General features: G+C 70.6%; 21 protein-coding genes and 1 pseudogene. 17 read left to right on the forward strand and 5 right to left on the reverse strand.

Annotated features, from left to right (window positions below; all coding sequences use genetic code 11):
• Nucleotides 1-16 precede the first annotated feature (16 nt).
• The gene (locus SCAB_RS06535; RefSeq protein ID WP_037725482.1) at nt 17-2,068 is read right to left on the reverse strand and encodes a phosphocholine-specific phospholipase C; all 2,052 of its coding nucleotides are present in this window, start codon (nt 2,066-2,068) and stop codon (nt 17-19) included.
• A gap of 734 nt (nt 2,069-2,802) precedes the next feature.
• On the opposite strand from SCAB_RS06535, the gene SCAB_RS06540 reads away from it, so the two are divergent.
• The 5 genes from SCAB_RS06540 to SCAB_RS44490 all read left to right on the forward strand — a co-directional run bounded on the left by SCAB_RS06540 (nt 2,803) and on the right by SCAB_RS44490 (nt 7,091).
• A complete protein-coding gene (locus SCAB_RS06540; RefSeq protein WP_231884901.1) occupies nt 2,803-4,308 on the forward strand; it encodes a helix-turn-helix domain-containing protein in 1,506 nt (501 codons plus the stop codon).
• A complete protein-coding gene (locus SCAB_RS06545) occupies nt 4,290-4,880 on the forward strand; it encodes a helix-turn-helix domain-containing protein (protein WP_046774077.1) in 591 nt (196 codons plus the stop codon). Before SCAB_RS06540 ends, SCAB_RS06545 begins: the two co-directional genes overlap by 19 nt.
• A gap of 183 nt (nt 4,881-5,063) precedes the next feature.
• Nucleotides 5,064-5,777: a ParA family protein gene (locus SCAB_RS06550; protein ID WP_012999263.1), complete on the forward strand. Its 714-nt coding sequence runs from the start codon at nt 5,064-5,066 to the stop codon at nt 5,775-5,777.
• Entirely contained in the window at nt 5,774-6,652 is an 879-nt protein-coding gene (locus SCAB_RS46865) for a hypothetical protein (protein ID WP_148274181.1), read from the forward strand. The genes SCAB_RS06550 and SCAB_RS46865 overlap by 4 nt, the downstream gene beginning before the upstream one ends.
• Nucleotides 6,653-6,818: 166 nt before the next feature.
• Complete coding sequence (locus SCAB_RS44490) at nt 6,819-7,091, forward strand: hypothetical protein (RefSeq protein ID WP_231884902.1); 273 nt, start codon at nt 6,819-6,821, stop codon at nt 7,089-7,091.
• A gap of 43 nt (nt 7,092-7,134) precedes the next feature.
• On the opposite strand, the gene SCAB_RS06565 is transcribed toward SCAB_RS44490, so the two are convergent.
• Complete coding sequence (locus SCAB_RS06565; RefSeq protein ID WP_012999265.1) at nt 7,135-8,133, reverse strand: PIN domain-containing protein; 999 nt, start codon at nt 8,131-8,133, stop codon at nt 7,135-7,137.
• 37 nt (nt 8,134-8,170) lie between these two features.
• Here SCAB_RS06565 and SCAB_RS46870 point away from each other — a divergent pair, with 37 nt between their 5' ends.
• Together SCAB_RS46870 and SCAB_RS06570 are read left to right on the forward strand one after the other, a co-directional pair.
• Nucleotides 8,171-8,503: a hypothetical protein gene (locus SCAB_RS46870; RefSeq protein WP_148274182.1), complete on the forward strand. Its 333-nt coding sequence runs from the start codon at nt 8,171-8,173 to the stop codon at nt 8,501-8,503.
• Nucleotides 8,500-8,904 (forward strand): hypothetical protein, encoded by a 405-nt coding sequence (locus SCAB_RS06570; RefSeq protein WP_012999266.1) that lies wholly within the window; start codon nt 8,500-8,502, stop codon nt 8,902-8,904. Before SCAB_RS46870 ends, SCAB_RS06570 begins: the two co-directional genes overlap by 4 nt.
• Before the next feature lie 115 nt (nt 8,905-9,019).
• Here the strand turns inward: SCAB_RS06570 and SCAB_RS44495 are convergent, their stop codons facing one another.
• Nucleotides 9,020-9,172, reverse strand: coding sequence for a hypothetical protein (locus tag SCAB_RS44495; protein WP_012999267.1), 153 nt, complete (start codon nt 9,170-9,172; stop codon nt 9,020-9,022).
• Between the two features lie 237 nt (nt 9,173-9,409).
• Between SCAB_RS44495 and SCAB_RS06575 the strand changes: the two genes are divergently transcribed.
• The 7 genes and pseudogenes from SCAB_RS06575 (at nt 9,410) to SCAB_RS06600 (ending at nt 14,733) form a co-directional block, all read left to right on the forward strand.
• Nucleotides 9,410-10,591 carry an acyl-CoA dehydrogenase family protein gene (locus SCAB_RS06575; RefSeq protein WP_037724149.1) on the forward strand — a complete coding sequence of 394 codons (1,182 nt, stop codon included), beginning with the start codon at nt 9,410-9,412 and terminating at the stop codon, nt 10,589-10,591.
• Nucleotides 10,592-10,653: 62 nt separating this feature from the next.
• Nucleotides 10,654-10,836: a hypothetical protein gene (locus tag SCAB_RS48280; RefSeq protein WP_041668925.1), complete on the forward strand. Its 183-nt coding sequence runs from the start codon at nt 10,654-10,656 to the stop codon at nt 10,834-10,836.
• Nucleotides 10,833-11,780: an SDR family NAD(P)-dependent oxidoreductase gene (locus SCAB_RS06585; protein WP_012999270.1), complete on the forward strand. Its 948-nt coding sequence runs from the start codon at nt 10,833-10,835 to the stop codon at nt 11,778-11,780. The genes SCAB_RS48280 and SCAB_RS06585 overlap by 4 nt, the downstream gene beginning before the upstream one ends.
• Nucleotides 11,777-11,899, forward strand: a complete 123-nt coding sequence (locus tag SCAB_RS48970) for a hypothetical protein (RefSeq protein WP_012999271.1) — start codon at nt 11,777-11,779, stop codon at nt 11,897-11,899. Before SCAB_RS06585 ends, SCAB_RS48970 begins: the two co-directional genes overlap by 4 nt.
• A 60-nt stretch (nt 11,900-11,959) precedes the next feature.
• Nucleotides 11,960-12,763, forward strand: coding sequence for a dienelactone hydrolase family protein (locus SCAB_RS06590; protein ID WP_012999272.1), 804 nt, complete (start codon nt 11,960-11,962; stop codon nt 12,761-12,763).
• Between the two features lie 97 nt (nt 12,764-12,860).
• Nucleotides 12,861-13,283: pseudogene (locus SCAB_RS49360) on the forward strand (zinc-binding dehydrogenase); the annotation flags it as partial.
• A 211-nt stretch (nt 13,284-13,494) separates the two neighbouring features.
• Complete coding sequence (locus tag SCAB_RS06600; RefSeq protein ID WP_012999273.1) at nt 13,495-14,733, forward strand: acyl-CoA dehydrogenase family protein; 1,239 nt, start codon at nt 13,495-13,497, stop codon at nt 14,731-14,733.
• 42 nt (nt 14,734-14,775) lie between these two features.
• Here the strand turns inward: SCAB_RS06600 and SCAB_RS47260 are convergent, their stop codons facing one another.
• The gene (locus tag SCAB_RS47260) at nt 14,776-14,919 is read right to left on the reverse strand and encodes a hypothetical protein (RefSeq protein ID WP_158512223.1); all 144 of its coding nucleotides are present in this window, start codon (nt 14,917-14,919) and stop codon (nt 14,776-14,778) included.
• Nucleotides 14,920-15,121: 202 nt separating this feature from the next.
• Here SCAB_RS47260 and SCAB_RS06605 point away from each other — a divergent pair, with 202 nt between their 5' ends.
• The 3 genes from SCAB_RS06605 (at nt 15,122) to SCAB_RS46875 (ending at nt 17,982) form a co-directional block, all read left to right on the forward strand.
• A complete protein-coding gene (locus tag SCAB_RS06605; RefSeq protein WP_012999275.1) occupies nt 15,122-16,429 on the forward strand; it encodes an MFS transporter in 1,308 nt (435 codons plus the stop codon).
• A 348-nt stretch (nt 16,430-16,777) separates the two neighbouring features.
• Entirely contained in the window at nt 16,778-17,401 is a 624-nt protein-coding gene (locus SCAB_RS06610; RefSeq protein ID WP_012999276.1) for a TetR/AcrR family transcriptional regulator, read from the forward strand.
• Between the two features lie 191 nt (nt 17,402-17,592).
• On the forward strand, nt 17,593-17,982 hold the full coding sequence (locus SCAB_RS46875; RefSeq protein ID WP_148274183.1) for a hypothetical protein: 390 nt from the start codon (nt 17,593-17,595) through the stop codon (nt 17,980-17,982).
• Here the strand turns inward: SCAB_RS46875 and SCAB_RS06615 are convergent.
• On the reverse strand, nt 17,957-18,316 hold the full coding sequence (locus SCAB_RS06615) for a VOC family protein (protein ID WP_012999277.1): 360 nt from the start codon (nt 18,314-18,316) through the stop codon (nt 17,957-17,959). The two genes, SCAB_RS46875 and SCAB_RS06615, sit on opposite strands and share 26 nt — an antisense overlap.
• Nucleotides 18,317-18,337 lie beyond the last annotated feature (21 nt).

An 18,337-nucleotide genomic window follows, 5' to 3' on the forward strand; every position in this document is an offset into this window, starting at 1 on the left:
CCCCCGGCCCGAGGTCCTACCGCCGGCCCAGCGCCGGATCGCTCACCCCCGCCCGCCCGTTCTCCACGTGCCCGGCGAACCGGCGCAGGAAGCCCTCACCGGCGGTGACGGTCAGGTCGTACCAGCGGTGGCTCGACCGCAGGCCGACGACCTCGCGGACGGTCGCCCCGGGGCGCACCCGGACCGTGCGGGACCGGCCGCCGTAGGCGCTCGCGACCTTCAGGGCCACCGTTTCGGCGCCCTTGTTGGTGTAGGTCAGCTCCACGTCGTCGCCGGTGTGCCGCGCGGTCACCTCCGGACGGGCCTTCCCCGTCGTGCCCGGCCCCCGGAAGACCCGCAGGAAGCCGTTCGGGCCGTGCACGGTGAGGTCGTACGCGCCGCCGGAGCCCGCGAGGTCCCAGGTGTCCGAGACCGTCCTGCCCGCGCCGGTGGTGTACGTCCACGGCCCGTCCGTACGGTTGCCGGAGGTGACGTGGAAGGCCGCGCCTGCCCTGCCGCCGGAGGCGAACGTCAGGGTGAGGGTCCCGGTCCGGGGGCCGGCGGCGGCGTCCACGCGCGGCGCGTACTTCAGCGGCCGGGCCGGGCGCACCCCGCGCTCCTGCCTCGGCATGCTGGGGTCGTCGGGCACGGCGGGCCGGTAGTCGGGGTGCCGTTCGCGGTCCCGCGGCGCGTAGGCGTCGGTGTCCGGCAGTGCGGCGGGCCGGCTGTCCTCGCGGGAGAAGTCGAACGCGGCGGTCAGGTCACCGCAGATCGCCCGCCGCCAGGGCGAGACGTTCGGTTCCGCGACCCCGAACCGGCGCTCCATGAACCGCAGGATCGAGGTGTGGTCGAGGGTCTCGGAACAGACGTAACCGCCCTTGCTCCAGGGGGAGACGACCAGCATCGGCACGCGCGGACCGAGCCCGTAGGGGCCGGCGACACGGCCGGCGTCGCCCGGGTAGAGGTCGAGGCCCACGTCCACCGTGGACCGGCCGTGGGAGGCGTCGCGCGGCGGCAGCGGCGGCACGAGATGGTCGAAGAAGCCGTCGTTCTCGTCGTAGGTGATGAACAGGGCCGTCCTCGCCCAGACCGCCGGGTCGGAGGTCAGCGCGTCGAGGACCTGGGAGATGTACCAGGCGCCGTAGTTCGAGGGCCAGTTGGAGTGCTCGGAGAACGCCTCGGGGGCAGCGACCCAGGAGATCTGCGGGAGCTTCCCCGCCTTGACGTCGGCCCTCAGCCGGTCGAAGTAGCCGTCGCCGGCCTTGACGTTCGTGCCGGTGCGGGCCTTGTCGTACCAGGGGTCCCCGGGCGCGGCGTTGCGGTACTTGTTGAAGTAGAGCAGGGAGTTGTCGCCGTAGTTGCCCCGGTAGGCGTCCGCGATCCAGCCCCAGGAGCCGGCCGCGTCCAGGCCGTCGCCGATGTCCTGGTAGATCTTCCAGGAGACCCCGGCCGCTTCGAGGCGTTCGGGGTAGGTGGTCCAGTCGTAGCCGCGTTCGTCGTTGCCGAGGACGGGGCCGCCGCCCTTGCCGTCGTTGCCCGTGTGTCCCGTCCACATGTAGTAGCGGTTGGGGTCGGTCGAGCCGATGAACGAGCAGTGGTAGGAGTCGCAGACGGTGAAGGTGTCGGCGAGGGCGTAGTGGAACGGGATGTCCTCGCGGGTCAGGTACGCCATCGTCGTGGTGCCCTTGGCCGGGACCCAGCGGTCGTACTTGCCGCCGTTGTAGGCCGCGTGGCCGTCGGGCCAGCTGTGCGGCAGGCCCTCCAGGAACTGCATGCCGAGGTCGTCGGCGTCGGGGTGGAACGGCAGGACGTCCTTCGTGCCGTCCGACTGGTGCCACACGCTCCGGCCGTCGTCCAGCGTCACCGGGTGCGGGTCGCCGAAGCCCCGTACGCCTCTCAGAGCGCCGAAGTAGTGGTCGAAGGACCGGTTCTCCTGCATGAGGACGACGATGTGCTCGACGTCCTCGATCGTGCCGGAACGGTGGTGCGCGGGCAGTGCCGCGGCCCGCTGGATACTGGCCGACAGGGCGCTGAACGCCGTGGTGGCGCCCGCCACCTGGAGGAATCGCCGCCGGTTGACTTCAGGCATGGGTGGATGACCTCTTGTCCTGACGTGGTGCGTCGGATGTGACCTGCGCGCTGGGAATGGTCCAAGAGGAACGAACGCGGGGGAAGGGTCCGTGGCGCGGGTGTGACACGGGAAGGGCTGCCGGGCGAACAGCGGCGGGCGGGCGGCCCTCCCGCGGGCAAAGTCAGTGCGCGGCGGGGCTTCCGCCTGACGGAAGGGGTATTGCCCGGCCCCGTGCACGCTCAGGAATGTGGTGACACGCGGAGTGACGTGGCTCCGCGCTCAGGGTTCTCAGGGACGGGATCGCCATGCCTCACATGACCGCCTTCGCCAGGAATCAGTGGTACAGCTAGCGCACCTTTCTGACCTGCGCTTGTGTGGGGGCGATGAGGCTGTGACCTGCTAGGACGGGTTGCGGAGGCGAGCGGAGGCAGTCAGAGGAAACCGCTCTGATTCGACCCCGGTTCGACCCGGGTCGCTCAGAGGCAGTCAGAGGCAGCGACCTCTGCAACAGGCCTCTGGGGGAGCTGAGTTGACGGGTGTCGATCAAGAGTGGATCACTCTGGCGGTGCTCTGTTTCGACCTCGGTCGAGCTGCGATGGGGACGCCTGCCTCCGCTCGGGGCCAGGCAAACGAAGGCCTCCAGGACGGCCATTCTGGAGACCTTGCTGGCGCCGATGGAGGTCGGTTCCGGACACCACCCGTGGTTTTAGCGGGCCTGGGTGGCGTCCACGTTCTTGCGAGACGAACCCACCGTGCCGAACAGCACCCATCACGCCCTCTCTCAACGAAACTCCGCCGAATTCCGCGGCATTCTCAGCCCCGTCCGACTTCCGTCGGCCGCGACCGATCTCATTCTGCTCGGAGACCTCACCGGCCGCTACGCCACCGGCAGTTACAGCAGACTCGCCTCCGGCGGCCGGACTGTGGCCTTGCGCGCGGACCGCCAGGGCGCGGCTGAGCACGGGCACCGGATCACCGCGGCCATCGCCTGCCACGTGGCCCGCGCCGACGGCACCGTCGACCAGCTCACGCAGGTCCTGCTGCACCCCGAGCACGAAGGCGGACGGCACGCGAGGAACATCGCGTTGCGGTCCGGGCAGTCGCGCGCCCTGGACTACATCCGCCGGGTGTGGGCCAACGCCACGGAAGCGGTCAGCAGCACCAGGGCGCTGAGCTCCCGGCACGACGCGTACGAGGTCCTTGCCGCGCTGCGCGACCGCATCGAGACCACGCCGTGGCGCGGGGAGCGGGGACGCACCGCGCTGCGGGTGCTGCGGGCGCATCTGACCTTCGCCGAGATCGCGGGCGGTCCCCTGCATCACGCCAGTGAACGGCAGACCGCCGAGGAAGCCGGCATCTCCCGCACGACGCTGCGGGCGGTCTACGAGACCGTCCTCAAGCCGCAGGGCTGGCTGCGCCGACTGCGGGTCGGCCACGGCCGGGAGGGCTCCACGTGGTACCTGGGCGACGGCAGCGCCCCCGGACACGGTGCCCCTGCTTCGTTGTCTCGTTTCCGGACCACTCAGTTCCCCCCCGACCCGGCACTTGAGGAGTGGACCACCCCTGAGACGGCCACGACGGCCGACATCGACTCCACCGTCCTCGGCCGGCTGATGGGCCACGACGCCTTCGCCCACCACGGCCTCGGCAGCGCCGCCCTCATGCTCATCAGCGCTCTGCACCAGCGCCCCCACCAGACGGTCGCCGAGCTGGTCGGTACTTCCTCGGTGTCCCGCGCGACCGCCTACCGGACTCTGAAACGCCTGGCCGACCACGGGCTCGTCCGGCACACCGGGGAGACCTGGGCTCTCGCACCGCGCGCACTGGAGGGCTTCGGTAACAGCCTCCCGGACGCGGACACCTGCCTCGCCGCAACACCGGCACAGGGCTGGGCCGAGGTCGCCGAGCACCACGGCACCACGGGCGTCGCAGCCCGACGGAAGGCCTTTCACGCAAACGAGCGTGCGGCGTACCGGGCGGCGCTGGACCGGCTTGCGGAGCACCGCAGCAAGGCCGTGGTGATCGACCGCGACGGCCGCCAAATCCTGGTCCCCGCACGACGTCCCGACGAGATCCCGTCCGCCTGGCACGCCCCCGACGGGCGCGTCCTGGACCCGGTCACAGGTCGTCCGGCCGCCGACTGGCGGGTCGCCACCGACGGCCGCCTGATCCTCATCACCCCATCCGACCAGCGCAGTTACGACGAGCTGGCCGCCGCCCATGCCGAAGCCCTCAACGAATGGAACTCCGCCGCATGAACCAACAACACCCTCCAACCAACCCTGCCCAAAGCCAGCCGGTGACCCCAGAGGACCTGCGCAAGCAGTACGAGTCCGGCGCCACAGTCGACGAACTCGTCGCCGCCAGCGGCCTGTCCTACGGCACGGTTCTCAACCGGCTGCACGAGGTGGGGACGGTGATGCGCACGTCGTGGCAAACCCGTCGGATGCGCCAGGATCCGCAGGCTCGCCAGCGTCTGGCGGCCCACCTGCGCACCCTGTACGAGCAGCATGGCGCAACCCTCACGGAGCTCGCCGCGGCCGCGGGAGAGACGAGGCGTGCTGCCCGACGCCTGCTGATCGAGGCCGGTGGGACCGTGCGCACCACTCAGCAGACGCTGCGGGTGCGCGCCGCAGCGCGGGCCGTCGAGCGGCACAAGCTCGCGCTGTCCCTGCGGGCACGGTACGAGGCCGGCGCCTCAGTCCCGGACCTCGCTCAGGAGTGCAACTACTCCGTCGCCACCGTCTACCGGCTCCTGCACCAGGCCGGCACCCGGATGCGTCCCCAGCACAACCACAGCCCAGCCCGTGACCCGAGGAAACAGTCATGAGCGCCCCCAGCCTGTCGGGTGTCCCCCGCCATGCCCGACAGAGGGAGTCGACCGTGCGCCATGCCGGGCGCGGCGCGGCTGCACGGGCCCCTCCGTCATCGGCAAGCAGCGCACCGAAGTCGGCTCTCTCGCAGACCCCCACAACTCAACGCACCCTTTCCAGTTTCAGGAGAACAAGCACACGTGAACGAGAACACCCGTATCAAGACCCTGGCCGCGGCCACAGCCCGCGCCTGGGACGCCTTCGTCATCGTCGTCGGCATGCTCAAGGGCGGCACCGGCAAGACCACCTCCGCCTGGTTCATCGCCCTCTACTACGCCGTCGTCCTGGAGCTGCCGACGCTGCTGCTGGACGCCGACGCCACCAGCCAGTCCGCCTACGACTGGTGCAAGGTCGCCCAGGCCGCCGGCTTCGAGATCCCGGCCGACTTGGTGGTCGAGCGGTACCCGTTCGACGACATCGCCGAGTACATCCGTGAGAAGCGGTCCGAGTTCGGCGCGATCGTCGTCGACGCCGGCGGCGGCAGCGCCCGCATCTTCCACGAGGCTGTCACCGAGGCGAACCTGCTGCTCGTGCCGGTCGCCCCCACCAAGATCGAGCGCCGCAAGCTCGTGGCCACCTTCGACGAGGCCGAGCGCGCCGCCGCCCGTAACGAGCGCGACGTCACCGCCCACGTGGTCCTCGTGAAGGCCGACGACCGCACCAGCCTGCCCCGCAACGCCAAGGACAAGCTGCTGGAGCCCGAGAAGGGTGAGGGCATCGGCCCAGACCGCGACGAGCCGTTCCCGCTCGCCGAGACCGTCATCCACGCCTGGGTGCACTACATGGAGGCCTTCGGCGAGATCCCGACCGAGCTGAGCGAGTACGCCGAGCTGATGAAGGAGCTCACCGCATGAGCGAGCGAATGAAACCCCCGGCCCGCCGCACCGGCCGCACCCTGGGCGGGGCCAAGAAGACGGCACCACCTCCCCCTCCCCCGGCCGCCGAGCTCACCCCCGAGCAGTACGCCGCCGAACAGGCCACCGACCAGGGCGAAGGCCGTCCCGCTGCAAGGGAGTCCCAAGGTCAGCCCCCTTCCACTGTGCCCGTCGAGGCATCAGCGCAGGCCCGGACCGAGGCGATGGCCGAGGTGTCGCAGGCGCCTGCGACACCATCCGCCCACGCGGGCATCGAGACTGCACCAATGAGCCCGGTGCAGGTGTCGGCCGCCAATCAGGAGACTGGTCAGGCCGTCGTCGCCCCCGAGGCGGGAGCAGTAGCTGCTGTGGAGTCGGTGGAGCAGCAAGCGCTGGGACAGACCGTGGCCCCGGCAGCGGGGCCTGCAGCACCTGCGGTCCAGCCCCCGCAGTCAGTCGAGCACGTCTCACAGCGTGGGTCGTCCCGAAACACGGGCACCGCTCCAGGTGGGGCGTACACCGCTGAGGTGGCGGTTCACTCGACGGTCCTTCCCGTTGCGGGAAGTAGTGCGTTCCCTGCGAGCGCCAGCGCAGCGAGTCCTCAGCACGAGCAGCATGCCGGTTCGGATGCCGCGCCCAGTAACGGGACGTCATGGGAGCGGGGGCCGGGGCGTCCGAAGGACATCCCGGAGGCGGCAGTCGTCCTTAATCAGCGCATCATCGCGCGCGAGAGCCTGGACGCCTCGGTCCCTGCTGCGCTGAAGCTGAAGAAGCGGATCAAGCGCTTCGCGCTGGACAACGAACTCGACCACCTGCCCATGGGCGACATCGTCTCGGTCGCGCTGGACGAGTGGCTCACCACCCGCGGGTTCTGACCCGCCGTACGGCACAGGGGGGCGGCAGCCAGCTCGCGGAGTGCGCGGCCGCCCCTTCCGCCGACTATTCCAATAGCCCAATAGGCGGCTAACTAGCCGCCTAGCCGCACTGACCGGAGCAACGTTCGTGCCCGACCTCTCCCACCACGCCCGTCGGCTACGCGACGTGGCCGACGCACTCGATGCGCAGTCCGAGCCCGCCGACGATCCGCTCACTCCCCATCCCGACACTCTCGCGGTGATCGGCAACCGCCACATCAAACGCGGACAGCTCAACTACGCCGTCCCTGACGTCCTGCAACTTCAGAGACGCATCCGTCGCTACTACGCCGACCAGGACGTTCCCCACGGCGACATCGTCGCCCTGGCCCTCGATAGCTGGCTTCGTGCCAAGGGCTACCCACCCGACCTCGCCCTGCCCCAGGCTGAAACGCCATGAGCGGGCAGTCGGACCAACTGCCGCTGGGCTCCCTTCCTGCTGTCTACCGGGCAAGGTAGGTCAGCACGGTGCGCGCCGCAGTGGCTTTGTCCTCCCCCTCGGTGAGGGCGAACAGACTCATCAGAGTGCTGGCGGCGGTGATATGGCCAAACTGGTCGACCAGGGCGCCGTAGTACTGGGTGATTGCAGCCCGAAGCGGGGCGTCGGTGTCGGCCACATCCTCCCTGCCAGCGTGCAGCCCCGCCAGGACGAACGGGAGCGAGGAGGCCGAAACCCACGGCTGGGTGATGACCTGCCAAGAAAGGACCTGGAGGTTGCGCGGCCGGTGCGAGGGCAGTGTCGCCCGATACAGGCCGGCGTAGGCGGCGCTGAGCCATGCCGAGGCCTCGTGCGGCAGGGAGCCAATGGTCTGCGAAGCAGCATTGAGGACGAATGCCGCCGCGGCTTGTGGGTCGGACCATGCGCCTGGCCGTGACACAGCCACAGCAACCGCCGTTGCCTGCCAGCCGTCGGCCTGCGCCGCAGTACTGTAGAGGTCGGCGAAGAACGGGATGTCGACGTAGTAGTTTCGGAGCAGCTCGGCCTTCATGACCAATCCCTCCCGGGGCTCCATCAGGTTGCTCTGCACGCAGGCGTCGATGAGAGCGAGCGTGCCGAAGGAGGCCACGCCCTGCGACCGTGCGACAGCGCGCAAGATTCGGTCGTCGCACCACAGGATGTGGCCGTGTTCCTTGGCGTAGTCGACGGCCGTCAGCCATTCCGTGCCACGACGGCCGCTGGGCAGTCGTGGAAGGCTGCGCAACTCCGGCCGTGACACCCGGGGAGCTGATTGCATGATCTCCACCGGCCGCGCTGACGTGGACCGCAGCGCGGCCAACTGCTCGGGCGTCGAGGTCAGGACGGCGGTACTGGCGCTGCGCTCATCCCAAGCCAGTGTCATATCGGACCGCAGCGCAATGGACTCTTTGGCCTGCAGCGTGTCAGCCAGAAGCTGGTCAGTCGTCATGACCACCTGCCGCTGGCCGATCAGTTGCTCGGACACGCCACGCTCCAGCAGAGCGAGCGTAGCGGCCGCACTGGTGTCCAACATCACCCGCCCGCATCCGCGGATCTATCCGGGCACGTTCGTCACCTGCAGCGACAACCCCGACCGCCGTCTTTGCAGGCCACCGGCCGACAGCGCCCAGGCTCCTGCACTGAACAGCTGCCAGCCCCTGGCCTGCAACAACGCCGCCTTCACCGAAGACAACAGGGCGGCCTGGCGCCATCGACTCGCCCTGCTGGACGTCCAGTTAGCGCGCGGCGACATCCTCGCTCCACTCGTCCGCGACCGGCTGGTCCGACGCCGCGACGAGATCGCCTCCTTTCTCGGCTATCCCACCCCAGCACCAGATCAACAGGCGCGGACATGAGACGGCACGAACTGACCCTCCAGGCCGTCGATGCTGCCGTCGAGGCTCTGCTGGAAGACGCCGCAGACGGGCCCCGGGCCACTGTCTCCGCTCTTGCCCGCCGCCTCAACGTCCCCCGCCAGACCCTCTACCGGGACTTCCCCGATCAGATCACCCGGCTCCAGACGGAAGCAGCCCGCTCGGCGACCCAGCCCCGCGCCCGCAACACCGATAAGGACCAGCAGACCATTGCCCGCCTGCGCGCAGAGAAGGAGAACCTCACCCGTCACCTGTACATCTACGAAGACCACATCCGGCGCCTGACCCTGGAGAACGAGGCCCTGCGCGTCGCCCTGCAGGCTCACAGCGGCGTCACCCTGATCAGCCCGAGAACCGGAGACACCGTCCCCGGCCGCCCCTGACCCTGACAGCTCGGGACATTGGTCCGTACACAGATGAAGAGCGGCCGAACTTCAGATGTACGCCCGGCTGGCTCGGACTCCTGTCTGACCGCTGCGTGACAGCAGCCGACCTGGGTCAGCGACGCGCACGCGCGAGCAAGGCCGCATGCGGCAACGCCAGTAGACCGTCCTCGCTGGCAAACTCGGCGCTGAACAGATCGAAGTGACGCTTGATCTCGGTCCGGATCCGAGGCGTCTGGCTCTGCACCAGCTGCCCGCCGAAGGCCACTCAATAGCCGCACCGCGGCGTCCAGTCGCAGATCCGGCGCCGCGCTGTTCGCGGCCTCCCGCTGGGCAGTCGGCAGGGGATCCGACAAACGCTTGCACGCATGCAATGGTTGCATGGAACGCTTCTAGCGTGCAACCATTGCATGCGCGCAAGCAGTCACGGTCATCCTCTCGTGCCACGCCCTCCGCACGAGCGGCCGCTGACCGACTTCCCCCTGTTGTGGCCCGAGGTGAGGTTATGAGCATCCAGTCCGGAGTGGACCAGGCAGCCCGCGAGGAGCTTCTCAAACGCGCCGCCGCGTTGGCCCCCGCGCTGAGGCAGCGCGCGCAGGCCACGGAAGACGCCTCGCAGGTCTCCCAGGAGACGATGCAGGACATCATCGATGCCGAGCTGGTGCGCATCGGTACCCCGATCAAGTTCGGGGGCCTCGACGTGGACGTCGCCACCACGTACGAGGTCGCCATGGAGTTTTCCCGCTCCTGCCCGTCCACGGGTTGGGTGTACGTCCTGCAGGCGCTGCACGCCTATTGGATGGGCTTCTGGTCGATGGAGGCCCAGGAAGAGGTCTTCGCCGACGGGCCCGACATGCTCTCCGCCAGCGTCCAGCTCGGCGTGAAGTCCGAGTGGCGCAAGGTCCCGGGCGGGTACCGGGTATCCGGCCATGGGAAGTTCGCCAGCGGCTGCGACCACTCCCAGTGGATGTTCGTCGTGGCCCCCGGACAGGAGGGCATCCGGCAGTTCATCCTGCCCCGCAGCGACTACACCATCGACGCCGGCAGCTGGGACGTCTCCGGCCTGCGCGGCACCGGCAGCAAGGACGTCCTCATCGAGGACGCCTTCGTGCCGGAGCACCGGGGCAAGATCCCGCGGCCCCCGGTGGACTTCGAGCGGGACCCGGACCTGGAGCGCGCGTACGGCTACCACCGGCAGCGGCGCTACCTCGCCCCGATGTCGACCTTGCAGGACCTGACCTGTGTCGCGATCGGCGGCGCGCAGGGGGCGGCGGAGGAGCTCATCGCCCGGACCCGCGGCACCTCCGGCAGCGTGAAAAGCGCCGACTCCACCATGGTGCAGACCCAGATCGCGGAGGCCACGGTGGAGGTGGCGGCCGCCCGGTCCATGCTGCTGGAGGACATGGAGGTGGCCCAGCGCATCGGCGAGGCCGGCGACTACCCCTCCATCGAGCACCTCACCGCCCACCTGCGGAACCGCGGCTACGGCTGCAAGCTCTCGGTGCAGGCCGTCAACCGCATATTCGACCTGGGCGGCGCCCGCTCGCTGTCCACGAAGGACCCGCTGCAGCGCCTCCACCGCGACGTCCACGCCGCCACCCATGGGCCGTTGGGCAACTTCAACATCGCCTCCCAGCCCTACGCCCGCGCGGTGCTGGGGCTGGACCCCCTCGGGCTCCGCCTCTGACCGACCCGCGGTGCGCCACGCCTCGGCGGCGGCCGCCCTCACCTCCGACAGGAGTGACCGACATGACCATCGAACGCAAGCCGCCGAGCGGCCCGCGCCGCACGGCACAGGAGGCCTGGGAGGCCATCGCCCTGCCCACGCCCGCCCACCCCCACGTCGCCGTGGAGGTCAGCCGGGATTCCGCCCTCGAGCTGGCCGCGGCCGTGCAGCGGGTACTGGCCGCAGTGCCGGAGGGTGTGGAGTGAGCGGGGAACAGCCCACCCTGCGCTTCGACGACCGCGTCGTCGTCGTCACCGGCGCCGGCGGCAACCCGGGCCTGGGACGCTCCTACGCCCAGCTGCTTGCGCGGCGGGGCGCACGGGTCGTCGTCAACGACCTGGGCGTGGGCCCGGACGGCCGCGGCACGTACGCCGCGAGCGCCGAGACCATCGCCGCCGAGATCCGCGCCGAGGGCGGCGAGGCGATCGCCGACACCCACTCGGTGGCGACCGAGGACGGCGCGAAGGGCGTGGTGGGCACCGCCCTGGACGCCTGGGGGCGGGTGGACGTGCTGATCAACAACGCCGGCGTGTTCCGGGTCGGGGAGTTCGACCGCCTCCCCTCCGACGCCATCTCCGCGCTCGTCGACGTGCACCTCATGGGCACCATCTGGATGTGCCGGGCGGTGTGGCCGCACATGCGCGAGGCCGGCTACGGGCGCATCGTGAACACCACCTCCGGGGCCATGACCGGGGCGGGCTACTCCTCGGTGTACGGCGCCGCCAAGGCCGGCGTGTGGAGCCTGACTCGCACCCTGGCCCTGGAGGGGCACCGACACGGCATCGTCGTCAACGCCCTGGCCCCCGGCGCCGCCACCGGCTCCGTCCGGGTCGCTCCCGGCATCCCCGCGCCGCCGGAGACCGGCCACCCCGCGCCGCCGGAGATCGGCACCCCCGAGATGGTCGCCCCGGCAGCGGCCTACCTCGCCCACGAGTCCTGCCCCTGCTCGGGCGCCGGCATCCACTCGGAGTCCGGCCGGGTCTGGGAGAGCTACTTCGCCCAGACCGAGGGCTGGGGCAACCCCGGCATGACGGTCGAGGACCTGGCGGCCCACTGGCATCGGGTGGTCGACCGCAAGCAGTCCCGCGACTACGGCGACCCCGTCCGGGACGGCTTCTGGCCCGGTGGGCCCCCCGAGGACTCCCGATGACCGGCCGCGTGCCGCCCGCACACCCGCTGACCGACGGGCCCGGCACGGTCCGCGAGGCGGCCTTCACAGTGCTGCGCCGGCTGAGCATGGCCGTGGTCGACGGCCGCTGCCCGGCCTGAGCCCCACCCGCCCCGACCCCCGCACACCGCACGAATCACCCAGCACGAAGGAGGACAGCGATGTCCCGGTACGACGCCACGCTGGCCGAGACCATCACCCTCACCAGCCAGGACGGCGAGCCCATCGAGGCCTACGTGGCTCGCCCGCTCACCGACCGACCGCTCGGCGGCGTGGTGGTGCTCCACCACGAGCCCGGCTACGACGAGGCCAGCAAGGAATACACCCGCCGGCTCGCCGTCTATGGCTTCAACACCATCTGCCCCCACCTCCACCACCGCGAGAACCCGTGGGGTGATCCCGACGACGCCGCCGCCGAGATGCGCCGCCTGGGGGGCGCCCCGGACGACCGGGTCGCCACTGACGCGGCCGGCGCCGCCGCGTACCTGCGCGCCATGTCCAACGCCAACGGCCGGGTGGGGCTGATCGGCTTCTGCTCGGGCGCCCGGCAGGCCTACTACATCGGCTGCACCTCCACCTGGGCGGACGCCATCGTCAACGGCGGAGGCGGCGTGATCGTGGACAAGCCGGACAAGCCCCCGGCCCTTCCCGGCCCCCCGCCGCCCGACCCTTCGCCCATGCTCGTCGAGCCCATCGCCCACCTCACCCCCGGCCTGTCGGCCCCGCTGCTGGGCCTGTTCGGCTCCGAGGACCTGGTCCCCTCGCCCTCGGAGGTCGCCGCCCAGGAGAAGGTGCTTCGGGACGCCGGCAAGGACTTCGACTACCACCTCTTCGACGGCGCGGACCACGACTTCTTCGACTGGTCCAGCGGCGGCTACACCCCCCAGGCGGCCGTCGAGGGATGGCGCCTGGTGCGCGAGTTCTTCACCCACCACCTGGCGACCCCGGCCGAGCCCGCCGACTGAGCGGCGACCGCACGGGACCCGACCAGCACAGCACAGGAAGGTGAAGTGCCGTGTGCGCGTACATCACCGAACAGAGCCCGGCAGCGTCGTCGCCGTGGTGGGCTGCGGGCCAGTCGGGCTGTCCTACGTGCAGGCGGCGCGGCTGGCCCTGGCCGCGCAGATCATCGCGATCGACCCGCTGCCCCACCGGCGCGAGGCCGCCCTGCGCCTCGGCGCCACCACGGCCCTCGACCCCACCGAGGTCGACCCGGTCGAGGCCGTCATGGACCTCTCGGGGGACCTCGGGGGCATCAACCAGGGGCGCGGCGCCGACTTCGTCTTCGAGGCGGCGCGCGAGGCCCGGGCCGTCGAGCAGGCATGGGCCATGACCCGCTCGGCCGGGCACCTGACGCCGGCCGGGCTGAGCGAGGACCCCGGCGCCACCGTCACGTTCCCCATGATGGAGTTCTCCAACCACGGCAAGACGGTGCACAGCTGCCAGCAGGGCTCGCTGCGGATGCGCCGCGACCTGCCCTGGATGGTGCGGCTCGCCGAGCAGGGGCAGCTCGACCTCAAGGCGATGGCCGAGCGCAGCTACGGCCTCGACGAGGTCGTGCAGGCCATGCGGGACGTCGCCGACTGCTCCGTGCTCGGCGCCAGCGTGGTCCCCGCCGCTGAGTTCCCCTGCCCTGCCCCACCCACCCCACCTCACCAGACTTGCCCTGAGAAACAACGACGAGGAGAGCCACACGATGACTGCGGAGACGGCGGCGGTGCTGATCGAACGCGCCCAGAAGCTGCGGAACCTGATCCGGGACCAGGCCGAGGAGGCCGAGCGGCTCGGCCACTACACGCCGGCGGTGCACGAGGCGTTCCAGGAGGCCGGCTTCTACCGGCTGCTGACCCCGCGCCGCTACGGCGGCCTGGAGGTGGACGTGCGCACCTTCGCCCAGGTCATCATGGAGGTCGGGCGCGGCGACCCGGGCACCGCCTGGTGCCTGTGCCTGGGACAGGGTCACGCGCTCAGCGTCGCCGCGCACTGGCCGGAGCGGGCGCAGGACGAGGTGTTCACCAACGAACACGGCTACTTCCGCGCCTCCCACGCGTTCAACCCCGCCGGCACCGCCACGCGGGTCGAGGGCGGCTGGCTGGTGAACGCCCGGTCCCGCTACCAGTCCGGCGTGCCGTACGCCTCCCACGCCACCGTGTCCGTGCTGGTCGGCGAGGAGGGCGCGCCGCCGCCCGTTCCCGGCGAGCCGGTCGCGGGCGCCCGCCTCATGCAGATTCTCATCCCCGCCGGGCAGTTCACCATCGCGGACGACTGGGGCGGGGACCGCGTCCTCGGCATGCGGGCGAGCGGCTCGAACAGCGTCATCGTCGAGCAGCAGGTGGTGCCCGAGCACTACGGCATCGTCATGGACCCCGACAAGATCAACACCACCACCTCGCCCGGGGTGCGGCTGCACGGCAACCCGATGTACCTCGGGGCGGTCACGGGCGGCTTCTTCGTCCTGGAGCTGGTCGTCAGCGTCGTCGGCGCCGCCCGCGCCGCCCTCGACGAGTTCGAGCACCTGGCCCGGACCCGGAACACCACCGTCCCCGGCGGCGGCCCGCGCTTCAAGGACCCCCTGTACCAGCGCGACTTCGGGGAGGCGAGGCTGAAGGCCAACGCCGCCGAGGCCATCGTCTGCCACACCGCCGACCTCATGACCGAGTGGAGCCGCGAGTCCGTCGAGGGGCGGCTCACGATCACCGCGGAGATGGGCTCCGGGCTCGGCGCCACGCTCATGCAGGCCGGGCACCTGGCCGCCGAGGCCGTGGACACCCTGTTCAACTCCGCCGGCACCTCGGCGTCCGGGCAGGGCCAGCGCATGCAGCGCTACCTGCGCGACGTGGCCATGTGGCGGACCCACATCGGCGCGCAGTACCACACGTTCGCCCGGCAGTACGGGGCGCACAGCTTCGGGGAGGCGCATGCTTGGTCGTTCTGAGGGCCCCGCTCCCCCTCAGCCGCGACCGTCAGCCGGCGACGGTCAGTCCGCGGCCGTGGCGAGCCGGTCGCCGATGGCCGTGGCCGTGGCCACCACCTTCGTGACGATCTCCGCCTCGGCCGCCGGCCCGACCCGCTCGGCGAGCGCCGCCACGACCTCGCCCCTCCCGTCGCGCACCGGCGTCATGACGCCGGTCACCCCGGGGCCCCGCAGAACGGCGGGCCGCGGACCGGACGACGTCTACTTGGCCCACGACTGCCCCAGAGGAAGGTCAACGATGCCCCACCCTCACCCCACACCCCAGCAACCCCTTGCCGGTCCCGATCCCGCGGGCGGCTCCCTTCGTGAGTATTTCGCGTCGCTGCGGAGCTACCCCCGGGGGGCGTGGATGGCGATCTGCGCGGGTATCACCGCGATGATCCTGGGCCCCTCGGTGGTGAACAATCTCACCACGTACATGCTCGCTCCGGTATCCGAGGACTTCGGCTGGTCGCAGTCGCAGACGGTGCTGCTCATGTCGTCCTTGCCGCTGTTCTCCTCGCCCTTCGTGCTCACTTTCGGTGGCTACCTGGTCGACAAGGTAAGCATGCGGACCGTCGCCGTGTGGTCCTCGCTGATCTACGGGGTCGCGTTCTGCCTGATGATGGTGGTGCCAGCGAGCGCGCTCTTCGGCGTCCTCGCCGTCGTCGCCCTGGCGGGCAGCCAGGTCTGCGCCCAGGTGGTGGGCTTCAAGACCGTGTCGATATGGTTCCCTCGCCACCGCGGGGTAGGGTTCTCCCTGATCAGCGCGGTGGCGAGCCTGTCCAGCGCCGTCTACTCGCCGCTGTTCGAGTGGTCCACCAGCTCCTTCAGCTGGCGGTACACGTATCTCGTGCTGGGCCTGTGCGTGCTGGTGCTCTGCGTTCCGGCCCAGATCGTCCTGCTCTCCCAGCCGGACACGGCACCGCCGGCCCCCGGGGCCCGCCCGGTGCCGGACAGCGGACCAGTCATCGAGGCCTCGGCGCACGCGAGCCCGCAGGAACACCGTAACGCCCCCGGCGTCCCGCTGGCCGCGGCGCTCCGGTCGCGTGCCTGGCTCCTCCTCATGCTGATCATCCTGGTCCCGACGGGGGTCACGATGTCCGTACGGACCCTCGGTGTCGATCTGTTCGGCGAGCGCGGGTACGGCAGCGGGACCGTGTCGCTCGCGCTGTCGGTCTTCTGGCTCGCGTCGTTCGCTGGCCAGTGCGTCGCCGGGCCCGTGATGGACCGGTCGAAGTCCGCTCGGGCGGCCTTCCCCTTCTTCGCGAGTGTCCTGCTCGGAATGCTGATCGTGACGACCACCCACGGCACCACCTGGCTGCTGTTCGTCGCCCTGGCCCTGCTGGGCGGGTTCCAGGGGGCCGAGTACACGATCGCGCCCTATCTGCTGGGCCGGTATTTCGGGGACCGGTCCTTCGCGCCGCTCCTGGGACTGACCCTCGGCATCACCGGCGTCGTCGCCTTCGGCACCATCCCCTTCCTCGTACAGGTGGCCGTGGAGCAGGCCGGCACGTACGACGGCGTGCTCCTGGTCATGCTCGTCGCCATCGTGATCGCCACGGCCGTGGCCTTCTTCATGCCTCGCTACCCGGAGCCTGAGACCGAGGCCGCGAAAGAACTCACAGCAGACCGGGACGTTCCTGCCCCGGACCCCGGCCGCGCCGCCCATCCCTGAGATCGCTCCGCCCGGTCGCTCCGCCCAGGTCCTGGGCCCCACGGCCGCGGGCGGGTTCTATCGATCCCCGCCACACCCTGGAGTTGAGGGAGTTGCGGGGATCGTGGATTTTGCGGAGCTGAGGGCGAGGTTCTTCGGGGCGCTGGACCGGGAGAACGGCAGCTTCTCGGGTGCTGCCCGGGCGGTCGGGGTGAACCGGGCCACGGCGTATGCGTGATCTACTGACGACCACGTAGGCCATCAGGTGTTGCGAGGACCCCGAGAGTCCGCCGCGGGGACCGGGGCGTTGCAATGCGCGGGGGGCGGCCTAGTTTCGAAACGAAACTATTCCCATTCGGAGAGAAGCCGATGCCCAGCAACGTCGCCTCGCAGACCGGCAGACGGACCCGCCTCACCCCGGAGCGGGAAGCCGAGCTGTACTCGGTCGTCCTCCGACTACTGCGGGAGGTCGGCTACGAGGCGCTGACCCTGCAGGCGGTCGCCAGCCGCGGCCGGTGCAGTACGGCCACGCTCTACCGGCAGTGGCAGGGCAAGCCCAAGCTGGTCGTCGCCGCGCTCCAGCACCAGCGGATCCAGCCGGTCCCGGCGGAGCTGGACGCCCACACGGGCTCGCTGCGCGAGGCCCTGCGCGAGATGGTCCGCCGCGTCAGCCGTGCGGCGCCACCGGAGCACCAGCTCGTGGCCGGGCTGTCCCACGCCTTCCTCGGAGACCCGGAGCCGGCCACGGCAATGCGCGAGCAGTTCACCAAGCCCGCCGCGGAGATCCCGAAGCGGATCGTGGACCGGGCCGCCGCCCGCGGCGAGATCTCCCCGGACAACCCGGCCCGCGAGTTCTGCCACATCATGCTGGTCGCGCTCGGCCTGACCCGCCCGGTGCTGGACGGTGAGGAGGCCGACGAGGCTTACATGCTGCGCCTGGTGGACGCCGTGCTGCTCCCTTCCCTCAGGCATCCCGCACCCGCGGAGTCCTGACGTGGAAACGGCGAGCCGCACGGCGTCAGACCCCCGGCCCGCCCGCGCCTGATCGCCGCGGTCCGTCGGCCCGGTGGGGGAGGCGTCACGGTCCCCCGGCGCCGGTCCTCTGCGGGCTGTGCCCCGCGGCGCTCCGGGCTGCCGTCATTCGCTTCGGCGACACCGCCGAGCCGCCGAAAAGCCAGGACATCGTGATCGACGCCTACCAGCACGCGCTGACCCCGGTGTTCGGCTATCTGGTGCCCCTCTTCGTGGCCGCGTTGATCCTCGCCTTGTGGCTGCCGGAGAAGAAGCTCGCCGAGACGCACGATCACGGGGAAGCCGAGACCACGCCGCCCGAGCGCGTGATGCAGAAGTCCTGGCAGCCGGGACCCACGTCCCCGGGGCACGACAACCCGTCCATCGAAACGGTTGAATTCGAGCGGCGGCGCCCTACGGTAATCGAAATAGATAGGTTTCGTTTCTGTGATACCGCGGCTGCTCCCGGGCCGAGAACGACCACCTCACAGATCCAGTGCGCACAATCAGCGACCACATGCGTTTTTCCTCCGCCGGTCAGTGGCGCTCGACGAGGCCGATGACGTGGCCTTCGGGGTCTTCGAACAGGGCGAGCGTCGGTCCTGTGCCCATCCGCGCGGGCGGTCGGACCGTGCGACCGCCGAGGCGCTCGATCTGCTCGAGCACCGCCGCCGGGTCGTCAACCTCCACGTAGAAGGTCAGGTGACCGGCCCGGTCTTGCGGCGCGCGACCGACTCCGACATGCAGGATGCCGCGGTCGGCGTCCGGGTCGGCGAGGACGTGGTACGCACCGTCGACCACGTCCTGCACCTCCCAGCCGAATGCCGCCGTGTAGAAGCGCTGCAGTGCGTCGGCGTCTTTGGCGTGGATCTCGCCGTGAGTTGCTGGGTTGGACATCCTTGCCCTCCGGTGGAGTGG

The organism is Streptomyces scabiei 87.22, assembly GCF_000091305.1.
GTDB lineage: Bacteria > Actinomycetota > Actinomycetes > Streptomycetales > Streptomycetaceae > Streptomyces > Streptomyces scabiei.

Coding starts and splice junctions, on each gene's coding strand:
- SCAB_RS06535 (WP_037725482.1), bottom strand. CDS start 2,068: ATGCCTGAAGTCAACCGGCGGCGATTCCTCCAGGTGGCGGGCGCCACC.
- SCAB_RS06545 (WP_046774077.1), top strand. CDS start 4,290: ATGGAACTCCGCCGCATGAACCAACAACACCCTCCAACCAACCCTGCC.
- SCAB_RS47260 (WP_158512223.1), bottom strand. CDS start 14,919: ATGACGCCGGTGCGCGACGGGAGGGGCGAGGTCGTGGCGGCGCTCGCC.
- SCAB_RS06610 (WP_012999276.1), top strand. CDS start 16,778: ATGCCCAGCAACGTCGCCTCGCAGACCGGCAGACGGACCCGCCTCACC.
- SCAB_RS48280 (WP_041668925.1), top strand. CDS start 10,654: ATGACCATCGAACGCAAGCCGCCGAGCGGCCCGCGCCGCACGGCACAG.
- SCAB_RS48970 (WP_012999271.1), top strand. CDS start 11,777: ATGACCGGCCGCGTGCCGCCCGCACACCCGCTGACCGACGGGCCCGGC.
- SCAB_RS06575 (WP_037724149.1), top strand. CDS start 9,410: ATGAGCATCCAGTCCGGAGTGGACCAGGCAGCCCGCGAGGAGCTTCTC.
- SCAB_RS06570 (WP_012999266.1), top strand. CDS start 8,500: ATGAGACGGCACGAACTGACCCTCCAGGCCGTCGATGCTGCCGTCGAG.
- SCAB_RS06600 (WP_012999273.1), top strand. CDS start 13,495: ATGACTGCGGAGACGGCGGCGGTGCTGATCGAACGCGCCCAGAAGCTG.
- SCAB_RS06590 (WP_012999272.1), top strand. CDS start 11,960: ATGTCCCGGTACGACGCCACGCTGGCCGAGACCATCACCCTCACCAGC.
- SCAB_RS06605 (WP_012999275.1), top strand. CDS start 15,122: ATGGCGATCTGCGCGGGTATCACCGCGATGATCCTGGGCCCCTCGGTG.
- SCAB_RS06615 (WP_012999277.1), bottom strand. CDS start 18,316: ATGTCCAACCCAGCAACTCACGGCGAGATCCACGCCAAAGACGCCGAC.
- SCAB_RS46865 (WP_148274181.1), top strand. CDS start 5,774: ATGAGCGAGCGAATGAAACCCCCGGCCCGCCGCACCGGCCGCACCCTG.